Annotated in this window: 17 protein-coding genes; 15 read left to right on the forward strand and 2 right to left on the reverse strand. The window is 68.3% G+C overall.

Annotated elements, in window-relative coordinates:
• Nucleotides 1–150 precede the first annotated feature (150 nt).
• The 6 genes from AC2XR2_RS33485 (at nt 151) to AC2XR2_RS33510 (ending at nt 6771) form a co-directional block, all read left to right on the forward strand.
• Complete coding sequence (locus AC2XR2_RS33485; protein ID WP_491518547.1) at nt 151–1071, forward strand: ABC transporter permease; 921 nt, start codon at nt 151–153, stop codon at nt 1069–1071.
• Nucleotides 1065–1937, forward strand: coding sequence for a carbohydrate ABC transporter permease (locus AC2XR2_RS33490; protein ID WP_491517073.1), 873 nt, complete (start codon nt 1065–1067; stop codon nt 1935–1937). Before AC2XR2_RS33485 ends, AC2XR2_RS33490 begins: the two co-directional genes overlap by 7 nt.
• 35 nt (nt 1938–1972) lie before the next feature.
• Complete coding sequence (locus AC2XR2_RS33495; protein ID WP_491517074.1) at nt 1973–3628, forward strand: ABC transporter substrate-binding protein; 1656 nt, start codon at nt 1973–1975, stop codon at nt 3626–3628.
• The gene (locus AC2XR2_RS33500; RefSeq protein ID WP_491517075.1) at nt 3625–3978 is read left to right on the forward strand and encodes a hypothetical protein; all 354 of its coding nucleotides are present in this window, start codon (nt 3625–3627) and stop codon (nt 3976–3978) included. The genes AC2XR2_RS33495 and AC2XR2_RS33500 overlap by 4 nt, the downstream gene beginning before the upstream one ends.
• A 109-nt stretch (nt 3979–4087) precedes the next feature.
• A complete protein-coding gene (locus tag AC2XR2_RS33505) occupies nt 4088–4765 on the forward strand; it encodes a YesL family protein (protein ID WP_491517076.1) in 678 nt (225 codons plus the stop codon).
• Nucleotides 4762–6771, forward strand: coding sequence for a beta-galactosidase (locus AC2XR2_RS33510; RefSeq protein WP_491517077.1), 2010 nt, complete (start codon nt 4762–4764; stop codon nt 6769–6771). The genes AC2XR2_RS33505 and AC2XR2_RS33510 overlap by 4 nt, the downstream gene beginning before the upstream one ends.
• Here the strand turns inward: AC2XR2_RS33510 and AC2XR2_RS33515 are convergent.
• Together AC2XR2_RS33515 and AC2XR2_RS33520 are read right to left on the reverse strand one after the other, a co-directional pair.
• Nucleotides 6765–8696: an alpha-glucuronidase gene (locus tag AC2XR2_RS33515; protein WP_491517078.1), complete on the reverse strand. Its 1932-nt coding sequence runs from the start codon at nt 8694–8696 to the stop codon at nt 6765–6767. The two genes, AC2XR2_RS33510 and AC2XR2_RS33515, sit on opposite strands and share 7 nt — an antisense overlap.
• A gap of 20 nt (nt 8697–8716) precedes the next feature.
• On the reverse strand, nt 8717–12436 hold the full coding sequence (locus AC2XR2_RS33520) for a GH92 family glycosyl hydrolase (protein ID WP_491518548.1): 3720 nt from the start codon (nt 12434–12436) through the stop codon (nt 8717–8719).
• 421 nt (nt 12437–12857) lie between these two features.
• Between AC2XR2_RS33520 and ngcE the strand changes: the two genes are divergently transcribed.
• The 9 genes from ngcE to AC2XR2_RS33565 all read left to right on the forward strand — a co-directional run bounded on the left by ngcE (nt 12858) and on the right by AC2XR2_RS33565 (nt 24920).
• Nucleotides 12858–14303, forward strand: a complete 1446-nt coding sequence (gene ngcE, locus AC2XR2_RS33525) for an N-acetylglucosamine/diacetylchitobiose ABC transporter substrate-binding protein (RefSeq protein WP_449353288.1) — start codon at nt 12858–12860, stop codon at nt 14301–14303.
• A 67-nt stretch (nt 14304–14370) separates the two neighbouring features.
• Complete coding sequence (locus tag AC2XR2_RS33530; protein ID WP_330263855.1) at nt 14371–15306, forward strand: carbohydrate ABC transporter permease; 936 nt, start codon at nt 14371–14373, stop codon at nt 15304–15306.
• Between the two features lie 17 nt (nt 15307–15323).
• Entirely contained in the window at nt 15324–16247 is a 924-nt protein-coding gene (locus AC2XR2_RS33535; RefSeq protein ID WP_491517079.1) for a carbohydrate ABC transporter permease, read from the forward strand.
• Nucleotides 16248–16430: 183 nt separating this feature from the next.
• Nucleotides 16431–17630 carry an ROK family transcriptional regulator gene (locus AC2XR2_RS33540; protein WP_330269574.1) on the forward strand — a complete coding sequence of 400 codons (1200 nt, stop codon included), beginning with the start codon at nt 16431–16433 and terminating at the stop codon, nt 17628–17630.
• A gap of 133 nt (nt 17631–17763) precedes the next feature.
• The gene (locus AC2XR2_RS33545; protein ID WP_449353391.1) at nt 17764–18855 is read left to right on the forward strand and encodes a sugar ABC transporter substrate-binding protein; all 1092 of its coding nucleotides are present in this window, start codon (nt 17764–17766) and stop codon (nt 18853–18855) included.
• A gap of 276 nt (nt 18856–19131) precedes the next feature.
• Nucleotides 19132–19923, forward strand: a complete 792-nt coding sequence (locus tag AC2XR2_RS33550; protein ID WP_030313847.1) for an ATP-binding cassette domain-containing protein — start codon at nt 19132–19134, stop codon at nt 19921–19923.
• On the forward strand, nt 19920–21239 hold the full coding sequence (locus AC2XR2_RS33555) for a sugar ABC transporter permease (protein ID WP_449353289.1): 1320 nt from the start codon (nt 19920–19922) through the stop codon (nt 21237–21239). The genes AC2XR2_RS33550 and AC2XR2_RS33555 overlap by 4 nt, the downstream gene beginning before the upstream one ends.
• Before the next feature lie 133 nt (nt 21240–21372).
• Entirely contained in the window at nt 21373–23292 is a 1920-nt protein-coding gene (dxs, locus tag AC2XR2_RS33560; protein WP_491517080.1) for a 1-deoxy-D-xylulose-5-phosphate synthase, read from the forward strand.
• 143 nt (nt 23293–23435) lie between these two features.
• Entirely contained in the window at nt 23436–24920 is a 1485-nt protein-coding gene (locus AC2XR2_RS33565; protein ID WP_491517081.1) for an amino acid permease, read from the forward strand.
• Nucleotides 24921–24940: the final 20 nt, after the last annotated feature.

Raw genomic sequence — 24940 nt, forward strand, 5'->3', positions numbered from 1 at the left:
AGCGCTTTCTCGGTGGCTCTAAGTTGCCGCGAAGTTACCGGTAAGAGCTCGAAAGTTTCGGTTCCGCCCCCCCGCCTGAGAGGACCGAGCGTGAGCACCTCCATCAAGTCGGCCGCTCCGCCCCCCAGCGTCGAGGACCCACCGACCCCGATGCCCCGGCCGACGCCGCGCGGCGGCTGGCGCCGAACCCTGCGCCGGGACTGGCAGCTGTACTCGCTGGCCGTTCTGCCGTTGCTGTTCTTCCTGGTCTTCCGCTATCTGCCGATGATCGGCAACGTGATCGCCTTCCGGCGCTTCGAGCCCGGCGGTTCGATGTTCGGCGAGGACTGGGTGGGCCTGCGCTATGTGCGCATGTTCCTCAGCGACCCGACCTTCTGGCAGGTGTTCCGCAACACCCTGTGGCTCGGCGGACTCACCCTCGTGTTCTGCTTCCCGATCCCGATCGTCCTTGCCCTCCTGCTGAACGAGGTCCGCCGGCGCTCGCTGAAGCGGTTCGTCCAGTCGGTGTCGTACCTCCCGCACTTCCTGTCGATCGTGATCGTCGCGGGCCTCACCCTCCAGATGCTCGCCACCGACGGTCCGGTCAACCACGCCCTCGGCTGGCTCGGCCACGACGAGGTCCGCTTCATCCAGGAACCCGGCTGGTTCCGCACGATCTACGTCGGTTCCGAGATCTGGCAGACCGCCGGCTGGGGCACGATCCTCTACCTCGCCGCGCTCACCACCATCGACGAGGACCTGTACGAGGCCGCGCGCATCGACGGCGCCAACCGCTGGCAGCAGATCTGGCACGTCACGCTGCCCGGCATCCGCCCCACCATGATCACGCTGCTGATCCTCAACATCGGCACCTTCATGGCGGTCGGCTTCGAGAAGGTCCTGCTGCTGTACAACCCGCTGACCTATCCGACCGCCGACGTGATCTCGACGTACGTGTACCGCACGGGTGTCGAGTCCAACAGCTTCAGCTACGCGGCCGCCATCGGGCTGTTCGAGGCGGTCATCGGCCTGGTCCTGATCACGTCCGCCAACACCCTCTCGCGCCGCACAGTGGGGACCAGCCTGTGGTGAAGCCGAGCCGTTCCTACCGGGTTTTCCAGGGCGTCAACGGGGTGATCCTCGCCCTCGTCGTGGTCGTCACCCTGTACCCCTTCGTCAACATCGTCGCCCGGTCCTTCAGCGGGGAACGCCAGATCCGGGCCGGTGAAGTCACCCTGTGGCCCAAGGGGTTCAACCTCACCACGTACAAGATCGTGTTCCAGGACTCGATGTTCTGGCGGAACTACGGCAACACGGTCTTCTACACGCTCGTGTCGACCGCCGTGGCCATGGTCCTGACGACCTGTTACGCCTATGTGCTGTCCAAGAAGAACCTTCGGGGACGCGGAGTGCTCGTCGGCGTCGCCGTGTTCACGATGTTCTTCACCGGCGGCCTCATCCCGAACTACATCCTGGTCACCGAGCTCGGGCTGAAGAACAGCGTCTGGGCCATCGCGCTGCCCAACGCGATCAGCGTCTTCAACCTGCTGGTGATGAAGGCCTTCTTCGAGAGCCTGCCGAGCGAGCTGGAGGAGGCCGCGCAGATCGACGGCCTGAGCACCTACGGCATCCTGCTCAGGATCGTGCTGCCGCTGTCCAAGGCGGTCGTCGCGACCATGGTGCTCTTCTACACGGTGTCCTTCTGGAACTCGTGGTTCGGCGCGTTCCTCTACATGGACCGCTCCGACCTGATGCCGGTCACCGTCTATCTGCGCAACCTCATCGCGGGCGCCACCGGAGGCGGCAACGCGGGCGCCACCACCGCCGAGCTCAGCCAGGTCGGCGCGAGCATCCAGGCGGTCACGATCGTGCTCACCGCGCTGCCGATCATCTGTGTCTACCCCTTCGTCCAGCGCTACTTCGTCTCGGGCGTGATGCTCGGCGCGGTCAAGGGCTGATTCCAGCAACTCACCGACGGAACAAGGGAGTTCCCGTGCCAAACGCAGGAGAGCTGTCACGGCGTCAGATCCTGGCCGCGGCCGGCTTCATCGGCCTCGCCACCCTCACCGGCTGCGGCAGCGGTGACGACGGAGGCGACTCCAAGGACCTGTCGAAGAAGCAGAACGGCGCGATGAAGGACTACCGCGCCGGACAGCAGTTCAAGGCGGCCAAGGCGCTGTCCTTCTCGATGCTGCACAACGACAACCCGGTCTACCCCCTGAAGAACAGCTGGCTGTTCTGGAAGGAGGTCACCAAGCGCACCGGGGTCACCATCAAGCCGCTCGACGTGCCGCTCGCCGACTACGAGAAGAAGCGCAGTGTCCTCATCGGCGCGGGCGACGCGCCCTTCATCATCCCGAAGACCTACCACCCCGGCGAGGTCGCCTTCGTGTCCTCGGGCGCGATCCTGCCGGTCAGCGAGTACGTCCACCTGATGCCCAACTTCCGCGACAAGGTGAAGAAGTGGAAGCTGGAGCCCGAGCTCGACTCCATCCGCCAGTCCGACGGCAAGTACTACCTGCTGCCCGGTCTGCACGAGCGGCCCAAGTCCGGCTACTCCCTGTCCTTCCGCACGGACGTCCTCGACCAGCACGGCCTCACCCTGCCCACGACCTGGGACGAGGTGTACGACGTCCTCAAGGCGCTCAAGGCGGAGTACCCGGACAAGTACCCGTGGACCGACCGCTGGAGCACCAACACCCCCTTCCCGTGCGGGGCGTTGTTCAGCTACCTCGGCCAGTCGTACGGCGTGAAGGCGGGCTGGACGTACGACAACATCAGCTTCGACGCCAAGGCGCAGAAGTTCGTCTTCACCGCGGCGCAGGACGCGTACCGCGCGATGGTCGAGTTCCTGAGGAAGATGGTCGCCGAGAAGCTCCTCGACCCGGAGTCCTTCACCCAGCAGGACGACCAGGCCATCCAGAAGCTGCTGGCCGAGAAGTCCTACGTGATCAGCGCCAACCCGCAGGAGCTGGTGCAGAACTACCGCTACAACCTGGGCAAGCAGGTCAAGGGCTCGAAGATCGAGATGGTCCCGGTGCCGCTCGGCCCGGCGGGGCCGATCCTGCTGAGCGGAATCCGCCTGGAGAACGGCATCATGATCTCCAGCAAGGCCCTCAAGAGCGACACCTTCGTCGCGATGATGCAGTTCGTGGACTGGCTCTGGTACTCCGACGAGGGCCAGAAGTTCTGCAAGTGGGGCGTGGAGGGCGTCACCTACACCGAGTCCGGCGGCAAGTACACGCTGGAACCCGGCATCTCCCTCATGGGCTCCGACCCGGACGCCCCGAAGGACCTCCAGAAGGACTTCGGCTTCTTCAACGGCGTGTTCACCTACGGCGGCAGCTGGGAACTGGTCTCCTCCAACTTCAGCCCTGACGAGAGGAAGTTCCAGGACGTCATGTCCCAGCGCAAGGAACTCCCCGTCGACCCGGCCCACCCGCTCCAGTCCTTCGAACAGGAGCAGGCGACCCTCTGGGACACCCCGCTCAAGGACACCGCCATCCAGAACACCCTCCAGTTCGTGCTCGGCAAACGCCCGATGTCCGACTGGGACGCGCACCTCGCCGAGCTGAAGGCGAAGAACATGCAGCAGCTCGTCGATCTGCACAACAAGGCGCACGAACGGTTCAGGAAGGAGAACGGGTGACCCTCCGAGTCCCCGCCGGATGGCACCGGCCGCGCCTGTCCGTGCCGGTGCCGGGCGCGCGGGAGGCGTTCGTGAGGGGGCCCGTGGTCGGCGAGGAGAACGGCAACGCCCGTACCGCCCGGCAGCGGATGAGCAGCCCACCCTCACCTCGGCCGCACGAGATCGACGTACGCCACGAGGCGGCCGAGCCCAGCCGACGGCACCCGCGGCCCCCGGTCGAGGACGACCGCACCGAACCGGACCTGACACCGGCCCGCCACGAGGTCACTCCGGTCGAGGTGAGCCTGATCGCGCACGAGCCCCCGCCGCGGTCCGACGAGCACCGCCAGCTGGGAAGGGAGCCCCGTTGAGCACCCCTGTCACCTGCCGGTGGGCCGCACCGCGTGTCGAGGGAGCCCCGTTGAGCATCCCCGCCTCCCCGCAGGCCGACGAGCACCGCCCGCCCGGAGAGGAGCCCCGTTGAGCACCCCCGCCACCTTCGGTCAGGGTTCCCTCTCCCGGGCCGCCGCTCTCGTCCACACCCTCGTCACCGTCGAAGCGCTGCTGCTCCTCGCCGCCTCGCCGGGCCTGGCCGCGCTGTTCCTCGTCGGTCCCGATCCCGCGGGCCTCCCGCTCGCCGCCGTGTGCCTGCTGCCCCTCGGCCCGGCCGCGGCCGCCGCGCTGTACGCCCTCCACCACCGCGACCGCGACCTGACCGACCTGCGCCCGGCGCGGGCCTACTGGCGGGGCTGGCGGCTCAACGCCGTACCCGCGCTGAAGCTGTGGACCCCGCTGCTGGCCTGGCTCACGGTCATCGCGTTCACGCTCACCCACTTCCCGGCCACGGGCCTGCCCGGCTGGTGGGCGGTGCTGCTCGCGGCGGTCGGTACCGGCTCCCTCCTGTGGGGCGCGCACGCGCTCGTCCTCACCGCCCTGTTCGCCTTCCGGGCCCGGGACACCGCCCGCCTCGCCGCCTACTTCCTGCTCCGGCACGGTCGGGCCACCCTCGGCGCCGGCTCACTGCTCGTCCTGACCGCCGCCGGGACCGCCGTACTGACCGAGGCCCTGCCCGCGCTGCTCGCCGCCCCGCTGCTGCTGTCCCTGCTGCACAGCAGCCGCCCGGTGATCGCCGAGACCCAGGAGGACTTCACCGCATGACCCCGTCGAACTCCAAGATCCCCTACGGCGGCGACTACAACCCCGAACAGTGGCCGGAGGAGGTCTGGGACGACGACCACCGGCTGTTCACCCGGGCCGGCATCGACACCCTCACCGTCGGCGTCTTCTCCTGGTCCCTCACCCAACCCGCCGAGGAGACCTACGACTTCACGGTGCTCGACCGCGTCCTCGACCGGGTCGCGGCCGAGGGCCGACAGGTGTGCCTGGCCACGGGCACGGCCGCCCTGCCGCCCTGGCTCGCGAAGAAGTACCCCGAGGTGAACCGCACCGACTTCGAGGGCCGCCGCCATCGCCACGGCCAGCGTCACAACTTCTGCCCCAGCTCACCGGCGTACCGCCGACTCGCCACGGCGATGGCGGCACGGCTGGCCGAACGGTACGCGGACCACCCGGCGCTGCTCGCCTGGCACATCAACAACGAGTACGGCGGCGTCTGTTACTGCGAGCTCTGCGCCGACGCGTTCCGGGACTGGCTGCGCGACAAGTACGTGACCCTCGACGCCCTCAACGACGCCTGGTGGACGACGTTCTGGTCACACCGCTACACCGACTTCGCCGAGATCGAGCCGCCGAGCGCCCTCACCGAGCACTGGCGGGGCCCCGACCACACCGCCTTCCAGGGCATCACGCTCGACTACTTCCGCTTCACCACCGACGCGCTGCTCGGCTGCTTCCTGGCCGAGAAGGAGGTGATCCGCGCCCACGACCCGGTCACACCCGTCACGACCAACTTCATGGGCATGTTTCGCCCCCTCGACTACCACCGCTGGGCACCCCACCTCGACTTCGCGTCCTGGGACAGCTATCCGCCCCTGGACGCCCCGCCGACCTGGGCGGCCCTGGCCCACGACCTGATGCGGGGTCTCAAGGACGGCGCCCCTTTCTGGCTGATGGAGCAGACCCCGTCCACGACGGCCTGCCGGGACGTCAACCCCCTGCGCAGGCCGGGGGAGTTGCGTCTGGCGACCCACCAGGCCATCGCCCACGGCGCGGACGCGGCCCTCTACTTCCAGCTGCGCGCCTCCCGCGGAGCCTGCGAGAAGTACCACGGGGCGGTCATCGGTCACGCGGGCCGTGACGACACCCGGGTCTTCCGGGAAGTAGCCGCGCTGGGCGAGGAGTTGGCGCTGCTCGGCGCCGCCTCCCTCGGCGCCCGCACCCCCGCCCGCACCGCGCTCATCTTCGACTGGGACAGCTGGTGGGCCCTGGAGATCTCCGACGGCCCCTCCCGCCTGGTCAAGTACCAGGAGGTGGTGCACGCCTACTACCGGGCCGTCCGGGAGGCCGGTGCCGACGTGGACGTCGTCCCGCACACCGCCGACCTCACCCCCTACGACGTGGTCCTCGCCCCCGCCCTGCACATGGTCAAGGGCGATCTCGCGGCCCGCCTGGAAGCGGTGGCGGAGCGCGGCGGCACGGTCCTTGCCACCTTCCTCTCCGGCCGCGTCGACGAACACGACCGCGCCTTCCTCACCGACGTCCCCGGCCCGCTCGCCCCCCTCATGGGCATCCGCGTCGACGAATGGGACGCACGGCAAAGGGAGTTCACTCAACCGATCCCCGAACTCGACTCGGCGGGACGGCTGGTCTTCGAGATCGTGCAGCTCAGGGGAGCCGAAGCGGTCGCCACATACGGCTCCGACTTCTACGCCGGCACCCCTGCCGTGACCCGCAACGCCTACGGCGACGGCGAGGGCTGGTACGTCGCCACCGCCCTCGACCAGCCCGGTGTGGACCAGGTCGTCCGCCGGGTCCTGTCCCGCCACGACCTCGTCGGCCCCTACGCCGACCGCGAGGGGCTGGAGACGGCGACCCGCGTCGCCCCCGACGGCACCCGGCTCCTCTTCCTCCTCAACCACACAGAACTGGCAGCCGAGTTGACGGCTCACGCCACGGCGACCGATCTGCTCACCGGGAAGCAGACCGAGGCCGGCGCCCCGCTCGTCCTCGACCCGCGAGGTGTCGCCGTGCTCCGGCTTCAGTAGATGACCCGCCCCCGCGCGTCCGGCACCCCCGACTTCCGGAAGAAGTAGCTGTTGACCTGATCGCGCCACTCCCGGGCACTGCGGAGCTGCTCCTCGAACCGCTCCGTCACCCGCGCGTGACGCGCCGGGTCCACGAGCTGAGCCAGCGAGGCCCACACCTCCCGGGCCGCCTCCACCTCCACCACGCCCTCGAAGTGCGTGTCGTAGATGTGCTGGATCACCGTCTTGCCGCTCTTCAGCATGTGCCCGTACGACACGTGGTGGAAGAACAGCAGCAGCTCGTCCGGGCAGGTCTCCGGCGACTCGTACACCTCGGCCCACGGCTTGGCGTACTGCCCCGCGAACCCGGTCCCGCTCGCCACGCTCCGGTCCACACCCACGCCGTCGCGGTCGGCGAAGTGGTAGGTGCCCCACGGGCTGTACTCGTAGCCGTCGACACCCGGCCCGTAGTGGTGCCCCGGCTGGACCATGAACCCCACACCGAGGGGAGCGGTGTACTTCTCGTACGTCCGCCACGAACCGTCCAGGATCGAGCGCAGGCCCGCCGCGGGACCCGGCCCGTAGCTCAGCCGGATCCAGTCGTCGAGGACCTCGTACGGATCGGCACCCGGCTCCCAGGCCAGCCGGCCGAACGTGTACAGGTTCGCCTGGGCCAGCGGATGCCCCGTCCAGAACGGGTCGTCCCCGACGTTGGACACGGCGACGAGCCCACCGCGCGCCGACGCGCCCACGGAGGACCCCTCGGCGATCCCGAACCGCAGCACCTCGCTCCACATCGGCCCCAGCCAGCACACATGCCGCTGCTGACCGGTGTACTCCTGCGTCACCTGGAGCTCCACCGCGAGCCGGGTCCCCGGCATCGCCCCGATCAGCGGTGAGACCGGCTCCCGCACCTGGAAGTCCATCGGCCCGTGCTTGACCTGGAGCACGGCGTTGTCCGCGAACTCCCCGTCCAGCGGCACGAAATGGTCGTACGCGGCCCGCGCCCGGTCCGTCGTGCGGTCCCGCCAGTCCTGGTGGTGGTCGTAGACGAAGGCCCGCCAGTGGACCGTGCCGCCGTGCGGGGCGAGGGCGGCGGCGAGCATGTTCGCGCCGTCCGCATGACTGCGCCCGTACGCGAACGGCCCCGGCTGCCCCTCCGAGTCCGCCTTCACGACGAACCCGCCGAAGTCCGGGATCCGCGAGCAGACCCGCGCGGTCGCGTCGGCCCACCACGCGCGCACCTCGGCGTCGAGCGGGTCGGCCGTCCCCAGCCCACCCAGCACGACCGGCGCGGCGAAGGTGACCGACAGATGCGTGCGGATGCCGTACGGCCGCAACGCGCCCGCGATGTCCGCCACTTCCTCAAGACGGTCGGTCAGCAGCCGGGCCTCCGCCGCGTGCACGTTGACGTTGTTCACCGCCACCGCGTTGATCCCGCAGGCCGCCAGCAGCCTGCCGTACGCCCGCACCCGCTCCAGGTCCCCGCGAGCCCGCCCGTCCTCCCAGAACAGCGACCCGCCCGCGTACCCGCGCTCCACCTGGCCCATGACCGGGTGCACGGCCACGTTGTCCCAGTGGTCGAGCATCCGCAGCGCCAACTCGGGCCGGTGTTCCTCGGGTTCGGCCTCTTCGAGGAAGGCGGTCTCCCCGAGCCGTACGACATGGAAGAGGCCGTACAGCAAGCCGCGCGCGCCGGTCGCCGTGACGGTCGTACAACCGTCACGGCGACCGTACGTGAACCCCTCGCCGGCGTCGTCGCCGGTCAGCTCCAGCACGAGGTCGGGGTCGTCCTGGACGACCGCGCCCCCGAACCGCGCGCAGGCCCGGGCCACCTCCCCGCGGACCGTGTCCACCAGCGGACCCGAGCCGCGGATCAGGGTCCGCCGGGTGCCGATCGGCCGGAACGCCTCGTCCGGCAGCCAGGCCGGATCGACACCCTGCATGGGACCCCCAACGCCGTTGCTCAGGCCAGCAGTTCGACCTCCGACACGACCGCCTCGCCGTCGAGCACCAGACGGTACTTCCCGTACGTACCCGGAGACCTCACGGTGAACGCCCGTGTCTGCCGGTCCCATGCGAACGACTCCGCGGACCGCCGGTCCAGGGTCTTCCACGTGGTGCCGTCGGCCGAGCCCTGGAGCGTCCAGCCGGTCGGCGCCTTCGTGTGGTCCGACGACGAGGTCACCGTGTACTGGACGCCCTTGACCTCGCCGGACACCGGAAGGTCGACCGAGGTCACGGCCGCGTCCGTCGCCGAGGTGTTGTCGAACAGCGCCCCCTCGCCGGTCAGTACGTCCGCACGCGGGGTCGGCACCTGGTCGTCCTGGGTGATCGACACCGGGGCCGCGTTCCTCCCCGTGCCCCACTTCGACGGCTTCGGGCCCATGGCGAAGTCCAGGACGGCCCCCTTGGACAGCACCGAGTGGGGGAGCGAAGTCGACGTCCACGGCTTGCCGTTGACCCGCAGACCCTGCACGTACACGTTCCGCGCGCTGTTCTCGGGCGCCCTGACCACCAGGTCCCGGCCGTTCTCCAGATGCACGGTCGCCTTGGTGAACAGCGGGGAGCCGACGGCGTATTCGCCGCTGCCCATCACCAGCGGGTAGAAGCCCAGCGCCGAGAACAGGTACCAGGCCGACTGCTCGCCGTTGTCCTCGTCACCGTGGTAGCCCTGCCCGATCTCGCTGCCGACGTACAGCCGGGACAGCACCTCGCGGACGTTCTTCTGCGTCTTCCAGGGCTGACCGGCCGCGTCGTACATGTAGGTGACGTGGTGGGCGACCTGGTTGGAATGGCCGTACATGCCCATCCGGACGTCCCGCGCCTCCGTCATCTCGTGGATGACACCGCCGTAGGAGCCGACGAGGTCCGGCGAGGCCGTTTCGGGTGTCGCGAAGTACTGGTCCAGCTTCTCGGCCAGCCCGGAGCGGCCGCCGTACAGGTTGGCGAGCCCCCGGCTGTCCTGCGGGGCGGTGAAGGCGTACCCCCAGCCGTTGGTCTCGGTGTAGTCGTAGCCCCACACGCGAGGGTCGTAACTCGACGAATCCACCCGCCACTTGCCGTCGGCGTCGCGGCCCTGGAAGAAGCCCGCCTTCGCGTCGAAGAGGTTCACGTAGTCCTGGGCCCGGTTGAGGAAGTACTCCGACTCCTCCTTGTAGCGCTTCTCTCCCGTCTTCGCGTACAGCGCCCGGCCCATCCGCGCGATGCCGTAGTCGTTGAGGTAGCCCTCCAGCGCCCAGGACAGGCCCTCGTGGGTGTCGGTGCTGGTGTAGCCGAGGAACGGCGAGGTCGTCATGCCCTTGCGGCCCACACCGGAGGACGGGGGCGCGACCGTGGCGTTCTTCAGGGCCGCGTCGTACGCCGACCTCGCGTCGAAGTCCACGCCCTTGACGTATGCGTCCGCGAACGCCACGTCCGAGGAGGTGCCGGTCATCAGGTCCGCGTAACCGGGGGAGGACCAGCGGGAGGTCCAGCCGCCGTCCTTGTACTGCTGGACGAACCCGTCCACCATCTCGCCCGCCTGAGAGGGCGTCAGCAGCGCGTACGCCGGCCAGGTCGTCCGATAGGTGTCCCAGAAGCCGTTGTTGACGTACACCTTGCCGTCCACGATCTTCGCCCCGGTGTGCGTCGGGGTGTCGGGGGACGGCATCGGGGAGAACGGCGAGGCGTACTGGTACTTCGAACCCACCTTCTCGAAGCCGGAGTTGGGGTACAGGTACAGCCGGTACAGGCTGGAGTACAGCGTGGTCAGCTGGTCCTGGGTGGCGCCCTCCACCTCGACCTTGCCGAGGATCCGGTCCCAGGCGCGCTGGGCGGCCCCCTTCACGTCGTCGAAGGACGTGCCGTCCGGGATCTCCTGGCGCAGGTTGTCCTTGGCCTGGTCGAGGCTGATGAGGGAGGTGGCGATGCGCAGGGTGACGGTCCGGTCGTTGAACCGCAGGTACCCCTTCACCCCGCTGGACGCCCCGTCCACCACCGGCTTGTCGAACACGCCGTACACGAACAACCGGGTCGCTCCCGCCGACAGCCCGGACTTCACGTCCGAGTAGCCGGTGAAGGTCCCGCTCTCCTTGTCGAGCGTGAGCCCCGCCTGGTCCGTCACGTTGTCGAAGAGGACGCTCGCGTCGTCGCCCGGGTAGCTGAACCGCAGGACCGCCGCGTGGTCCGTCGGCGCCATCTCCGCCGTCAGCCCGTTCTCGAACCGCACCCCGTAGTAGTACGGCCGCGCGGTCTCGTTCTCGTGCCGGAACGCCAGCTCACGGGCCTCCCGTCCGAGGTCAGGGGTCCCGGCGGCGGCCGACGGCATCACCTGGAAGGTCTGCCGGTCGCCCATCCACGGGCTCGGCTCGTGGCTCGCGCTGAACGCCTGGATCGTCGGCAGGTTGTCCTCGTTGTTCGCGCGTGCGTAGTCGTAGAGCCAGCTCAGCGACGACGCGTTGGTCACCGGCGTCCAGAAGTTGAAGCCGTGCGGCACGGCTGTCGCCGGGAAGTTGTTGCCGCGCGAGAAGCCACCGCTGGAGTTGGTGCCGCGGGTGGTGAGCGCGTAGTCCGACAGATGCGCCTTCGGCTTCTCCGGCGCGGCCCGCTCCAGCGTCACGTCGTCCAGCCAGCCGCGGAACTTCGCGGGCCCGCCGGGGGAGTCGTAGGCGACCAGGATCCGGTCGACGGTCTTCCCGGCCGCGACCGACCCGATCCGCGCGACCACGTTGTTCCACTGGTTGACGTACAGCGCCTTCGAGGCGCCCTGCCCCTGCGGTGAGAGCGTGAATCCGTGCTGGTCACGCGCCCCGAGCCGGCTCAGGAAGGTGCCGTCGGTGAAGGCCAGGTCCACCGAGACGTCGGTCGAGTCGTAGTCCCGGTCGCCGTCCACCATCGACGGGTAGATCCGGTACGACAGCCGGGTGAGCCGGTCGACCGCCACGTTCACGTCGAAGATCTTGTTGTACGAGTAAGCCCGTCCCTCGGCCGTGTGCCGTCCGGCGTAACGCAGGGCCTTCTTTCCGGTGAATCCGGCGGCTGCCTTCGCGGTGGGCGATCCGGTCGGGCTGCGGTCGACGAGGGAGAGCATGTCCGGGGGCACCGGCCCCTCGTTCCCGCCCGTGGAGAGCTGGAGGTCGGCGAGCTGGAGGATCCCGGAGGCCCCGTTGTTCTTCGTGATCTCCAGCCGGAAGTACTGGTATTCGGCCGGATCCGCGATGTCGTACGACTGCGTCCGGAACCGTTCGGCGAAGGTCTCACCCGAGCGGGTGTCGAGGGTCTTCCAGTCCTTGCCGTCCGTGGAGCCCTTGAGGGTCCAGTCCCTCGGGTCGCGCTCGGCGAAGTCGTTGGCCGAGGTCAGCGCGTAGGTGACCGCCTTCACCGGCTTGTCCAGGTCGAACTCCGCCCAGCCGGTGGACGCGAAAGCCAGCCACTTGGTGCCCGGCTCGCTGTCCGCGAGGTTCTCCTTCACCTCGCCGCCGGAGGCGTTCTCGGCGCTCGCCCGCACGTCCGTGACCCGGTCGGTGACATTGCCGGGGATGCCGGTGCGGTAGCCGCCGTCGACGCCGGAGGCCCGGCCGCCGTCGACGGTGCTGATCCAGTCGGGGGCCGGCTCGCCCGCCTCGAAGGAGGAGCGGAACTCCTGGTCGGCCGGGGCGGGGGCGGCGGGCAGGGCGACCGCCGCGCCCTGGGAGCCGACCGTCACGCAGAAGGCGGCCGTGATCACGACCGCCGTACTCCGTCTGAGCCGAGTTCTGTACCGAGCCATGGGCGAGTACCCTCCCTGCACCAGGATGGACAACGTTGTCAGGCGATCCGTGCAAGGATCAGTAGGGGCCCAAGTGGACAGTGATGTCAAGGGTGTTGGCTGTGGCATTCGAGGCCTATGTCGCGGATTTTTCCGGCAAGCTTCGCACAGGGCGCTCATATTTCCGCGAGGTCTCAACTCGAAAACACCCACGGCCAACCTTGCATTCGATCTTGCTCCGTCGGCGGGAAGTGGACTATACCTGTCGGCGATTCACCCCACTCGCACGAACCTCTTGCACGAACCTGCTTGACCTGACCGCGGTGCCGGGGAGGATCCGGTTCACCGCCTGAGTCCTGGAGAAGGCGAGGACTTGAGCATGGGATCCACTTCCGCAGACAGCCACGGTGACGAAGGTGTCGGCCGCCGCGATCTGATCAAGCGTTCCGCGGCGCTCGGACTGGCCGCCGTCCCCGCGACCGGTTTTCTGTCCGCCTGCGCCAGCGGCGGCGGCGACGAATCGAGCGACGACAACACCAAGGGCACCACCTCGAAGGACAACCCCTTCGGAGCGGCCAAGGGCAGCAAGCTCGACGTCGTGATCTTCAAGGGCGGTTACGGCGACGACTACGCCAAGGCGTGGGAGGCCGACTTCCAGAAGAAGCTCGGGATCACCTCCACGCACACCGGCACCCAGGAGATCACCGGAAAGCTCCAGCCCCGCTTCAACGCGGGCAACCCGCCGGACATCGTCGACGACTCCGGCGCCCAGCAGATCAAGGTCGACGTCCTCTACAAGAACGGGCAGCTGCTCGACCTCGCCGAGGTCCTGGACGCGCCCGCCATCGACGACCCGAGCAAGAAGGTCCGCGACCTCATCATCCCCGGGACCCTCGACGCCGGTCTCCAGGGCGGCAAGATCGTCGCCCTCAACTACATCTACACCGTCTGGGGTCTGTGGTACTCCGGCAAGCTCTTCAAGGAGAAGGGCTGGGAGGAGCCCAAGACCTGGGACGACTTCCTCGCCGTCTGTCAGGACGCCAAGAAGCAGGGCATCGGGGGCCTCGCCCACCAGGGCAAGTACCCGTACTACATCAACGTCGCCATCATGGACCTGATCGCCAAGAAGGGCGGTCTGGACGCCATGAAGGCGATCGACAACCTCGATCCCAAGGCATTCGTCGGCTCCGACGCGGCCCAGGCCGGTGTCGAGGCGATCTACGAGGTGGTGGAGAAGGGCCTGTTGATGCCCGGCACCAACGGCCTGACCCACACCGAGTCCCAGACCCGCTGGAACCAGTACAAGGCCGCCTTCATCACCTGCGGCTCCTGGCTGGAGAACGAGCAGCTCAAGCAGACCCCGGCGGACTTCGACATGAAGTTCATGCCGATGCCGCTGCTGCCCGACAGCGCGCTGCCCTTCGAGGCCATCCGGGCCGGCTCCGGCGAGCCCTTCATCATCCCGGCGAAGGCCAAGAACCTGCCGGGCGCCAAGGAGTTCATGCGCCGCATGCTCTCCAAGGAGTGGTCGACCCTCTTCGCCAAGGAGGCCAACTCCCTCACCATCCTCAAGGACGGCGTCGACCCCAGCGTGAAGCTGCGCCCGGGTACCCAGTCCACCGTCGAGGCGTCCAAGGCGGCCGGTGACGACACCTTCCGTTACCTGTACACCGAGTGGTACAGCGAGATGGGAGCGGCGATCGAGGCCGCGTCCAACGAGCTGATGGCCAAGCGCATCCAGCCGAAGGAGTGGCTCAAGCGGGCCCAGGCCGCGGTCGACAAGCAGGCCAAGGACCCGGCCTCCAAGAAGAACCACCGGGACTGACCGCAACGCCGTTTCCCGGGCCGGAGAGATCCGGCCCGGGAAAGGACACCAGGGGCAGGAATCGCCAATGCGCAAAGGGCAGTACAGGTTCGTCGCGGGATTTCTCTTCGCACCCGTGGCGCTCTACCTGATCTTCGTGATCTGGCCGTACCTCCAGACGTTCGGCTATTCGCTGACCGACTGGAAAGGGCAGTCGCAGACGTTCAAGTTCGTCGGTCTGGACAACTACAAGGCGCTGTTCCAGGACGACGTCTTCATGCAGGCCATCTGGCACAACATCCTGTTCCTGATCTTCATCCCGGTGATCACCATTCTGCTCGCCCTGTTCTTCGCGTTCATGCTGAACGCGGGCGGGCGCAGCAAAGCCGGCGGAGTACGGGGAGTCGCCGGATCGCAGGTCTACAAGGTCGTCTACTTCTTTCCCCAGGTGCTGTCGCTGGCGATCGTCGCCGTACTGTTCAACGCGGTGTACCGCAGTGACGGCGGAGGTCTTCTCAACGGATTCCTGATCAAACTCGGCCTGGTCGACGCCGAGAATCCGATGGAATGGCTCAACGAGCCCAACCTGGTGCTGTGGATGCTGGTCATCGCCGTGGTGTGGCACGGGGTCGGCTTCTACCTGGTGCTGTTCTCGGCCGCCATGCAGTCCATCCCGAAGGACATCTACGAGGCCGCGCTCATCGACGGCGCCGGCCGCAACCAGTCCTTCTTCCGCATCACCCTGCCGCTGCTGTGGGACACCGTGCAGACCGCCTGGGTCTATCTGGGCATCGTCGCGATGGACATGTTCGTGCTGGTGTCGTCGATGACCCAGAACATGGGTGCCTACGGAGGCGGCCCCGACCATCACAGCGACGTGATGTCGACGGTGATGATGCGCAACTTCCAGTACTTCGGCAAGAGCGGATACGCCTGCGCGATGGGCGTCGTCATGCTGCTGCTCACCCTGGTCCTGTCCGTGGTCATGCTGCGTGCCACCCGCCGCGACCGCGTCGAGTTCTGAGCGGGAGAGATACGACGATGAGCGCACCCATCAAGGAGACCGCCGCCGTCCCGGCAATGCGGACCACGGACACGGCCCCGGTCCGCCCCGGCAGCGAGCGCAGCGAGGGCGTCGTCCTGAACGCCTTCTCGCACGGCTTCCTCGCGCTGTGGGCCCTGCTGATCGTGCTGCCACTGCTGTGGCTGGTGCTCAGCTCCTTCAAGACCGACGCCCAGATCGGCGGTTCGGCCTTCGGCTGGCCGCAGAACTGGTCCCTGGACGTCTTCGGACGGGCCTGGGACAAGGGCATCGGCGACTACTTCCTGAACACCGTCATCGTGCTGGTCTTCTCGGTGCCGCTGACGATGCTGCTCGGCTCCATGGCCGCCTACGTCCTGGCCCGCTACCAGTTCTGGGGCAACAGGTTCCTGTACTTCTTCTTCGTCGCGGGCGCGATGTTCCCGGTGTTCCTGGCCCTGGTCCCGCTGTTCTTCATGGTCAAGCGGCTGGACATGCTGAACACCTACCAGGGGCTGATCCTGGTGTACGTCGCCTACTCGATGCCGTTCACGGTGTTCTTCATGCACGCGTTCTTCCGCACGCTGCCCACGGCCGTCTTCGAGGCCGCGGTCCTCGACGGCGCCTCGCACACCCGGACCTTCTTCCAGGTGATGCTGCCGATGGCGAAGCCGGGGCTGATCAGCGTCGGCATCTTCAACACGCTCGGCCAGTGGAACCAGTTCATCCTGCCCACGGTGCTGATGCAGCCGCAGAGCGGCGACGATCCGGAGCGCTATGTGCTCACCCAGGGCCTGATCCAGCTCCAGCAGCAGATGGGATACGCCTCTGACCTTCCGGTGCTCTTCGCCGGGGTGACCATCGCCATGATCCCCATGCTGGTGGTGTACCTGTCCTTCCAGCGCCAGGTGCAGGCGGGACTGACGTCGGCGACCTTGAAGTAGCGCTCCGCGAGCGCGCGCGGGCACACCGTCGCCGGTTCCGGTGACGGTGCGCCGACGTGTGCGCTACACCCCGGATACTGTTCAACCTCTTGACGGGAGGCGACCCGAACGGCTCAGCTTAGAGTTCACTAGTTGGACATAGACGGGGCCTCATCGCTGCGGTCCCGCGCGCAGGAGGTCGTCGTGGAGACTCCGGGGTCGCAGTCGTCGCTGCACCGAGCCAACCTGGAGCGGGTCGTTCGGGCCGTCCGGCTGGCCGGGTCGCTCACGCAGGCGGAGATCGCGCGGACCACGGGGCTGTCCGCCGCGACCGTCTCCAATATCGTCCGCGAGCTCAAGGACGGCGGAACCGTCGAGGTCACGCCCACGTCGGCGGGTGGCCGGCGGGCGCGCGCGGTCTCCCTGAGCGGGGACGCCGGCATCGTCATAGGGGTGGACTTCGGGCACACCCATCTGCGCGTCGCGGTCGGGAACCTCGCCCACCAGGTGCTGGCCGAGGAGTCCGAGCCGCTGGACGTGGACGCCTCCTCCACGCAGGGCTTCGACCGGGCGGAACAGCTGGTCACCCGGCTGATCGAGGCGACCGGCGTGGACCGTACGAAGATCGCCGGGGTGGGTCTCGGCGTGCCCGGACCCATCGATCTGGAGTCGGGTTCGCTGGGCTCCTCCGCCATCCTGCCGGGCTGGATCGGCACCAAGCCCGCGGAGGAGCTCCAGGGCCGTCTGGGCGTACCGGTGCACGTGGACAACGACGCCAACCTCGGGGCCCTCGGTGAGCTGGTGTGGGGCAGTGGCCGGGGGGTCAGGGACCTGGCGTACATCAAGGTCGCGAGCGGTGTGGGCGCCGGACTGGTGATCAGCGGCAAGATCTACCGTGGCCCGGGTGGCACAGCGGGAGAAATCGGGCATATTACTCTTGATGAGTCCGGCCCCGTCTGCCGTTGCGGCAACCGCGGCTGCCTGGAGACCTTCGCGGCGGCGCGCTATGTGCTCCCGCTCCTCCAGTCCAGTCACGGCACCGACCTGACCATGGAAGGCGTTGTCCGACTCGCACGGGACGGAGACCCTGGCTGCCGTCGGGTGATCGCCGACGTCGGCCGACACATCGGCAGTGGAGTCGCCAATCTCTGCAACTTGCTGAACCCGAGCCGAGTGGTCCTGGGCGGTGATCTCGCCGAGGCCGGTGAGCTGGTGCTCGGGCCCATCCGGGAGTCTGTCGGCCGCTATGCGATCCCCAGTGCGGCCCGCCAACTGTCCGTGCTTCCAGGGGCACTTGGCGGGCGCGCGGAGGTGCTCGGAGCACTCGCCCTCGCCCTGAGCGAGATGGGTGATTCGACCCTTTTGGACAGCACGCTGCATGCAGCGGCACCTGCCTTCACTTAGAGAACGCAGGACGCCGTTGCCATCTCGTTAAGTATTTACTTCTTGACGTCGCACGTGTGGCCGAGTTGACTTCCAGCCACCTCGGCCGCAACGACGCGGCCTCGTCAGGGAGGTTTCTCAAGTGAACACGCTCATGCGTCGTGTGGCCGTATCCGTCGCGATCTCGGCGCTCGCCGTCTCCGCCGCGGCCTGTGGCAAGGCCGGCGACGACGACAACGGCAGCGACAGCAGCAGCTCGGGTGCCGGCGGCAAGTCGATCGGCCTGCTCCTGCCCGACAACGTCACCGCGCGGTACGAGAAGTTCGACATGCCGTACTTCAAGGCCAAGGTCAAGGAGCTGTGCAGCGACTGCGACGTCTCCTACGCCAACGCCGCGGCCGACCCGGCCAAGCAGGCTCAGCAGATGAGCAGCATGGTCACCAAGGGCGTCAAGGTCATCGTGGTCTCCGCCCAGGACTCCGCCGCCATCAAGTCCTCCATCGCCTCCGCGGTGAGCAAGGGCGTCAAGGTCGTCGCGTACGACCGTCTGGCCCAGGGCCCGGTCTCCGCGTACGTCTCCTTCGACAACGTCAAGGTCGGCGAGCTCCAGGGCCAGGCCCTGCTCGACGCCCTCGGCTCCAAGGCGACCCCCAAGGCCAACGTCGTCATGATCAACGGTGACGACGCCGACCCGAACGCCGCGCAGTTCAAGGAAGGCGCGCACAAGGTCCTCGACGGCAAGGTCAAGATCGCCTACGAGCAGTCGGGCCTGTGGAAGGACACCGTCGCCGCGCAGAAGATGTCGGCCGCCATCACCCAGCTGGGCGCCAAGAACATCGCGGGCGTCTACGCCGCCAACGACGGCATGGCCGGTGGTATCGCCAACACCCTCAAGGGCGCGGGCATCAGCAACATCCCGCTGACCGGTCAGGACGCCGAGCTCGCCGCCATCCAGCGGATCGTCGCCGGCACCCAGTCCGCCACGGTCTACAAGGCCTACAAGCCCGAGGCCGACAACGCCGCCGAGCTCGCGGTCAACCTCCTCCAGGGCAAGGACATCAAGTCCCTGGCCGACACCGAGGTCACCAGCGGCTCCGGCGACAAGGTCCAGGCGAAGCTGCTGACCCCCGTCTCCGTGACCGTCAAGAACATCAAGGACACGGTCGTCAAGGACGGTCTCTACACCGTCGCCCAGATCTGCACCGCGGACTACGCCGCCGCGTGCAAGAAGGCCGGCCTCCAGTAAGAGCCGCCCAAGCCCCCGGGGCGCGTCCCGCAGCGGACCCGCCCCGAGGGCAGGCACAGAGCCTGTCCGGTGCCCGCACCGCCTTCATACCCCGCTGCGGGGCGGGCACCGGACGGAAGCATGGCGGACGCAGCCGTTGCCAAAGGGCACCGGCCGCGCGCATGTTCGACTTGTAAATCAGTGCTTACGGCGCAACTCGTCCCACGAGTGCTGAAAGCACAACCCTCCGCGCCTTACCCCAAGCGCGGCATCCCCGCCGGTCAGGCGGCGAAGGAGATGGTTCACGTGTCCGCTACGCCCGTGCTGGCGTTGCGCGGAGTCTCCAAGCGATTCGGTGCGGTCCAGGCCCTCACCGATGTCGAACTGGAGGTCCACGCCGGAGAAGTGGTCGCCCTGGTCGGCGACAACGGCGCCGGAAAGTCGACGCTGGTCAAGACGATCGCCGGTGTCCACCCCATCGATGAGGGCGTCATCGAATGGGACGGCAAGCCGGTCAGCATCAACAAGCCGCACGACGCCCAGGGACTCGGCGTCGCGACGGTCTACCAGGACCTCGCGCTGTGCGACAACCTCGACGTGGTCGGCAACCTGTACCTCGGACGCGAGCTGCTGCGCCGCGGCGTCATCGACGAGGTCACGATGGAGAAGAACTCGCGTGAACTGCTGAACACGCTCTCCATCCGCATCCCGAGCGTCCGCATCCCGATCGCGAGCCTCTCCGGTGGTCAGCGTCAGGTCGTCGCCATCGCGCGCGCCCTGATCGGCGACCCCAAGGTCGTGATCCTGGACGAGCCCACCGCCGCTCTCGGCGTCGAGCAGACCGCGCAGGTCCTCGACCTGGTCGAGCGGCTGCGCGAGCGCAACCTCGCCGTGATCCTCATCAGCCACAACATGGCCGACGTGAAGGCGGTCGCCGACACCGTCGCCGTGCTGCGCCTGGGCAAGAACAACGGCTCCTTCTCGGTGAAGGACACCAGTCAGGAAGAAATCATCTCCGCGATCACGGGTGCCACGGACAACGCCGTCACCCGTCGTGCGGGACGTCGCAACGCGGAGGCGGCAAAGTGAGCGACACGTCGAAGGTTTCCAAGGCGGAAACGGCGGAGGACCAGACCACGGTCGCTCCCGCCGACGACCCCACCGCCGCGCCGGTCGCGGTCGTCGACCCCCGGCTGCTGGTCCGCGAAGAGGGCTTCAAGGGCTACTGGACCGAGTTCACCCGCAAGGTCAAGGGCGGTGAGCTGGGCTCGCTGCCGGTCGTCGTCGGCCTGATCGTCATCTGGGCGATCTTCCAGTTCAAGAACGACCGCTTCCTGAGCGCCGACAACCTCTCCAACATCAGCTACTACCTCTCGGCCACCGGCATGATCGCCATCGGCCTGGTGTTCGTGCTGCTGCTCGGCGAGATCGACCTGTCGGTCGGTTCCGTCAGCGGCCTGGCCTCCACCCTGTTCGCGGTGTGGGTGGTCAACCACGGCATGAACGTCTGGCTGGCCCTCGTCCTGGCGATCGTCACCGGTGTCGCCATCGGTGCGCTGCACGGCTGGTTCTTCGCCAAGATCGGGGTACCGGCGTTCGTCGTCACCCTGGCGGGTCTGCTCGGCTGGAACGGTCTGATGCTGTGGCTGCTGGGCTCCAGCGGCACCATCAACATCCCGTCCGACTCGGGTCCGATCCACCTGTTCGGCCAGAGCTCGTTCTTCATGGACCAGGCCATCATCGGCGCCTACCTGCTGGCCGGCCTCGCCGTCGTGCTGACCCTCGTCGGCAACTTCAACGAGCAGCGGCGCCGCAAGGCCGCGGGCGTGCCCTTCCGGCCGACCGGCGAGATCCTGGTGCGCGTCGGCGCGCTCGCCGTCGCGTCCTTCGTGGCCGCCGCCGTGCTGAACAACGCCTCGGGTGTCTCCAACTCGCTGGTGATCTTCCTGGCGGCGCTGGTGGTCGTCGACTTCGTGCTCCGCCGCACCACGTACGGCCGTCAGGTCTTCGCGGTGGGCGGCGGCATCGAGGCCGCACGCCGTGCCGGTATCAGCGTGCCGATGATCCGGATCACCGTCTTCGCCATCTCCGGCGGTTTCGCCGCGATCGGCGGTATGTTCTTCGCCGGCCAGACCGCGAGCGCCACCCTCAGCGCCGGCGGCGGCAACACCCTGATGCTGGCCATCGCGGCGGCCGTCATCGGCGGTACGAGCCTCTTCGGCGGCCGCGGTTCGGTGTGGTCCGCCCTCCTGGGCATGCTGGTCATCCAGTCCATCACGACCGGTCTCGACCTGCTGAACATGAACGCCTCGATCCAGTACATGATCACCGGTGGCGTGCTGCTCGGCGCGGTCGTCATCGACTCCGTCTCGCGCAGGTCCCAGAAGGCCTCGGGTCGCGGATGACGTCGTAGGACCCCCCTCGGGGGAAGATCCACTTGCCCGGCACCCAAAAGGTGCCGGGCAAGTTCGTTGTCGGAGAACATTAGACTCGACACGCCCGGCAAAGCTCGATCAGCTCTACTGCAAGGAGGCACGGGTGCCGCTGCTGACCCGTATCAGGGGACCGCGCGATCTGGACCGGCTCAGCCTTGAGGAGCTGGACCAGCTGGCGGAGGAGATCAGGAGCTTCCTCGTCGGCGCCGTTTCCAAGACCGGTGGGCACCTGGGGCCCAACCTCGGTGTGGTCGAGCTGACCATCGCGCTGCACCGCGTCTTCGACTCGCCCAAGGACCGGGTGCTCTTCGACACAGGGCACCAGTCCTATGTGCACAAGCTGCTCACCGGCCGCCACGACTTCTCGAAGCTGCGCTCCAAGGGCGGCCTGTCCGGCTACCCCTCGCGCGCCGAGTCCGAGCACGACGTCATCGAGAACAGCCACGCCTCGACCGTCCTCGGCTGGGCCGACGGGCTCGCGAAAGCCAACCAGGTGCTCAAACGGGACGACCACGTCGTCGCCGTCATCGGTGACGGCGCCCTGACCGGCGGTATGGCCTGGGAGGCGCTGAACAACATCGCCGACGCCAAGGACCGCCCGCTCGTCATCGTCGTCAACGACAACGAGCGCTCCTACGCGCCGACCATCGGCGGCCTCGCCAACCACCTCGCGACCCTGCGCACCACCGACGGCTACGAGCGCTTCCTGGCCCGCGGCAAGGACCTCCTGGAGCGCACCCCGGTCGTCGGCCGCCCCCTCTACGAGACCCTGCACGGCGCCAAGAAGGGCCTCAAGGACTTCATCGCGCCCCAGGGCATGTTCGAGGACCTCGGCCTGAAGTACGTCGGCCCCATCGACGGCCACGACATCGAGGCGCTGGAGTCGGCGCTGGCCCGCGCCAAGCGGTTCGGCGGCCCGGTGATCGTGCACTGCCTCACCGAGAAGGGCCGCGGCTACGAGCCCGCCGAGCAGGACGAGGCCGACCGCTTCCACGGCATCGGCCCGATCCACCCCGACACCGGCCTGCCCATCAAGGCCGCCGCCGCCAGCTGGACCTCCGTCTTCGGCGACGAGATGGTCAAGCTCGGCCAGGAGCGCGAGGACATCGTCGCCATCACCGCGGCCATGCTCCAGCCGGTCGGCCTGAAGAAGTTCGCGGACACCTTCCCGGACCGGATCTACGACGTCGGCATCGCCGAGCAGCACGCGGCCGTCTCTGCGGCGGGCCTCGCGACCGGTGGACTGCACCCCGTCTTCGCCGTCTACGCCACCTTCCTCAACCGCGCCTTCGACCAGGTCCTCATGGACGTCGCCCTGCACAAGTGCGGGGTGACCTTCGTCCTCGACCGGGCCGGCGTCACCGGCGACGACGGTGCCTCCCACAACGGCATGTGGGACATGTCGATGCTCCAGGTCGTCCCGACCCTGCGGCTCGCCGCCCCGCGCGACGCCGAGCAGTTGCGCGCCCAGCTCCGCGAGGCCGTCCAGGTCGAGGACGCGCCGACCGTGCTGCGCTACTCCAAGGGCGTCGTCGGCCCCGCCGTACCCGCCGTGGGCACCGTCGGCGGCATGGACGTCCTGCGCGAGCCCGGCACCGACACGCCCGACGTGCTCCTCGTCTCCGTCGGCGCCCTCGCGCCGATGTGCCTGGAGATCGCGGGCCTGCTCGACCAGCAGGGCATCTCCACCACCGTCGTCGACCCGCGCTGGGTCAAGCCCGTCGACGAGGCCATGGCCCCGCTCGCCGAGCGGCACCGCGTGGTCGTCACCGTCGAGGACAACTCCCGCGTCGGCGGCGTCGGCTCGGCGATCGCGCAGGCCCTGCGCGACGCGGGTGTGGACGTCCCGCTGCGCGACTTCGGCATCCCGCCGCGCTTCCTCGACCACGCCTCCCGCGCCGAGATCATGGCGGAGATCGGGCTCACCGCGCCCGACATCGCCCGCCAGGTCACCGGCCTGGTCTCCAAGCTGGACGGCCGCTACGACGACGCACGCACCGAAGTGGAGTCGGCCCGCGACTGACGGGGGGCTCGCCCGTACGGGCCGGTCACACCACTCTTGACAGTGGTGTGACCGGCCCATTCGCGTGAATCGGCCCGTGCCGGGGCATACGACCTACGCCCCCTCTCGATCATGTCGAGGACGACACAGCGTGGGAGGTCATCGTGAGCAGCACCCTCTTCCGGACGAAGAAGGTCGAGCAGTCCATCCTCGATACCGAGGAGCCAGAGCACGCGCTCAAGAAATCCTTGTCCGCGCTCGATCTGACGGTCTTCGGCGTCGGCGTCATCATCGGCACCGGCATCTTCGTCCTGACCGGCACCGTCGCCAAGAACAACGCCGGCCCGGCGGTCGCCCTGGCCTTCGTGGTCGCCGGCGTCGTCTGCGCGCTCGCCGCGCTCTGCTACGCCGAGTTCGCCTCCACCGTCCCGGTGGCGGGATCGGCGTACACCTTCTCCTACGCCTCCCTCGGCGAACTGCCCGCCTGGATCATCGGCTGGGACCTCGTCCTGGAGTTCGCGCTCGGCACCGCGGTGGTCGCGGTCGGCTGGTCCGGCTACATCGCCTCGCTCCTCGACAACGCGGGCGTCCATCTGCCGGAGGCGCTCAGCGGCCGGGACGGGGCCGACGGCTTCGGCTTCGACATCCTCGCCGCCCTGCTCGTCCTGGTGCTCACCGGCATCCTCGTGCTCGGCACCAAGCTCTCCGCGCGCGTCACCTCGCTCGTGGTCGCGGTCAAGGTGACGGTCGTCCTGACCGTGATCGTCGCCGGTGCCTTCTTCATCAAGGGCGACAACTACGACCCGTTCATCCCGAAGGCACAGGAGGTCCCGGCGGGTGACAGTCTCCAGTCGCCGCTCATCCAGCTGATGTTCGGCTGGGCGCCCTCCAACTTCGGCGTCATGGGCATCTTCACGGCCGCCTCGGTCGTCTTCTTCGCCTTCATCGGCTTCGACGTGGTCGCCACGGCGGCGGAGGAGACCCGCAACCCGCAGCGGGACATGCCCCGGGGCATCCTCGGCTCCCTGCTCATCTGCACGACGCTCTACGTGGCCGTGTCGATCGTGGTGACCGGCATGCAGAAGTACACCGACCTGTCCGTCACGGCCCCGCTCGCGGACGCCTTCAAGGCCACCGGGCACCCCTGGTTCGCGGGCTTCATCAGCTTCGGCGCCGCGGTCGGCCTGACGACGGTGTGCATGATCCTGCTCCTGGGTCAGACACGCGTCTTCTTCGCGATGAGCCGGGACGGACTCCTGCCGACGTTCTTCTCCCACGTGCACCCGAAGTTCCGCACCCCGCACCGCCCGACCATCCTGCTCGGCGTGGTCATCGCGATCGTCGCCGGCTTCACCCCGCTCAGCGAACTCGCCGAACTGGTCAACATCGGCACCCTGTTCGCGTTCGTGGTGGTGGCGATCGGCGTGATCATCCTCCGCAAGTCCCGCCCCGACCTGCCCCGCGCCTTCCGCACCCCGTGGGTCCCGGTCATCCCGATCCTGTCGGTCCTCGCCTCCCTCTGGCTGATGCTCAACCTGCCGGCGGAGACGTGGCTGCGGTTCGCGATCTGGATGGTGCTCGGGTTCGCGGTGTACTTCCTGTACGGCCGCACCCACAGCCGCCTGAATCAGCGGGCCGAGACGGAGTAACGCGCAGCGGGTGCGTTGTC

Source organism: Streptomyces sp. LS-MS-L19, assembly GCF_058382285.1.